The organism is Novosphingobium sp. AAP83, from assembly GCF_001295795.1.
Lineage (GTDB): Bacteria > Pseudomonadota > Alphaproteobacteria > Sphingomonadales > Sphingomonadaceae > Novosphingobium.
In genome coordinates, this window is the sequence record NZ_LJHY01000040.1 from 1 (window position 1) to 1,608 (window position 1,608).

A 1,608-nucleotide genomic window follows, 5' to 3' on the forward strand; every position below is an offset into this window, starting at 1 on the left:
GCGCGCAAATCGGGCGTGGTCGATCATCTGGCCGACAATGACGAACACGCGCTGACGATTGTCAGGGATATCGTCAGCCATCTCGGCCAAAAAATAGGGACTGTCCCCATTTTACAAACGCCGCGCCCGCCCAAGTATGATGCCGACGAGCTTTACAGTATTGTCCCCGAAGATGTCCGCGCGCCTTATGACGTGCGTGAGGTGATTGCGCGGATTGTTGATGGCAGCGAATTCCACGAATTCAAGGCGGTTTACGGCACCACGCTGGTCTGCGGTTTTGCCCATATCCACGGCATGCAAGTGGCGATTCTGGCCAACAATGGCGTGCTGTTTTCCGAAAGTGCGCAAAAGGGCGCGCATTTCATCGAACTGGCCTGCCAGCGCCGCATTCCGCTGCTGTTCCTCCAGAACATTTCGGGCTTCATGGTTGGCGGCAAATATGAGGCGGAAGGCATCGCCAAGCACGGCGCAAAGCTGGTGACTGCGGTTGCCACCGCGCAAGTGCCCAAGATCACCGTACTGATCGGCGGCAGCTTTGGCGCGGGCAATTATGGCATGTGCGGCCGCGCCTATCAGCCGCGCTTCTTGTTCACATGGCCCAACGCGCGCATTTCGGTGATGGGCGGCGAACAGGCAGCATCGGTGCTGGCCACGGTGCACCGCGATGCGGCCAAGTGGACGCCCGAAGAGGCCGAAGCATTCAAGGCCCCCGTCCGCCAGATGTATGAAGACGAAGGCAACCCCTATTTCGCCACCGCGCGGCTGTGGGACGATGGCGTGATCGATCCGGTGCAGACGCGCGATGTGCTGGGGCTGGCCTTGGAAGTGTGCTTGCAGGAACCCGTGGCGGAGGCACCCCGGTTTGGGGTGTTCAGGATGTAAGCATGCGTAAACTTAAAACAGTTTTCCAAAGCGATGCATGTGGATGCTGGTTGGCAGCTGCATCTATGTTGACAGGGCAACAATACGAAGAGCTAAAAAGCAAATTTTCTTTCCGCGGGGAGGTAACGGGCAGAAGCGCTAAGCCACTTTTGGAATTGCTTTCCGCCAATGGCGTCACTGTCGATTTAAAATCAACCAAAATCAGTGAGACTACCCCCCTCCAAAACCTTGAGCATGATGCGCTCGTTTACGCCAAAGTCTATTTCAAGGACGGCAAGAAAAACCGTTTTAGGATTGTCGAGAAGCCACCCGGCCATTGGATGATTTGGGACTCGGAAGAAAAGGTGCTCCGAGATCCAGCGGGATTTGATGGTGAAATGTTGGTCGAGATTCGGAGTTATCGGAAAGTGTTAACGAGACCATGATCAAATCCCTTCTCATTGCCAATCGTGGTGAAATTGCTTGCCGGGTTATCCGCACGGCGAAGGCGATGGGCATTCGCACCGTGGCGGTCTATTCCGATGCGGATGCCAAGGCGCTGCATGTGCGCTCTGCCGATGAGGCGGTGCATATTGGTCCCTCGCCTGCCCGCGAAAGCTATCTGGTGGGCGAAAAGATCATCGCTGCGGCCAAGGCGACGGGCGCTGAGGCGATCCATCCGGGTTACGGGTTCCTTTCGGAAAACGCCGAATTTGCACAGAGCGTGATTGATGCAGGGCTGGTCTG

General features: G+C 56.6%; 3 protein-coding genes. All 3 read left to right on the forward strand.

Features of this window, described 5'->3' with window-relative positions; all coding sequences use genetic code 11:
- Positions 1-882, forward strand: an 882-nt coding sequence (locus tag IP81_RS16180) for a carboxyl transferase domain-containing protein (protein WP_304437634.1), incomplete at its 5' end; no start/stop codon positions are given.
- A 2-nt stretch (positions 883-884) separates the two neighbouring features.
- The gene (locus IP81_RS16185) at positions 885-1,307 is read left to right on the forward strand and encodes a hypothetical protein (RefSeq protein WP_157573309.1); all 423 of its coding nucleotides are present in this window, start codon (positions 885-887) and stop codon (positions 1,305-1,307) included.
- A partial coding sequence (locus IP81_RS16190) for a biotin carboxylase N-terminal domain-containing protein (protein ID WP_304437635.1) occupies positions 1,304-1,608 on the forward strand: 305 nt, incomplete at its 3' end. The genes IP81_RS16185 and IP81_RS16190, both read left to right, overlap by 4 nt.

What these genes read in the sequence shown, in the direction of transcription:
- IP81_RS16185 (WP_157573309.1), top strand. Translation starts at nt 885, where the DNA reads ATGCGTAAACTTAAAACAGTTTTCCAAAGCGATGCATGTGGATGCTGG.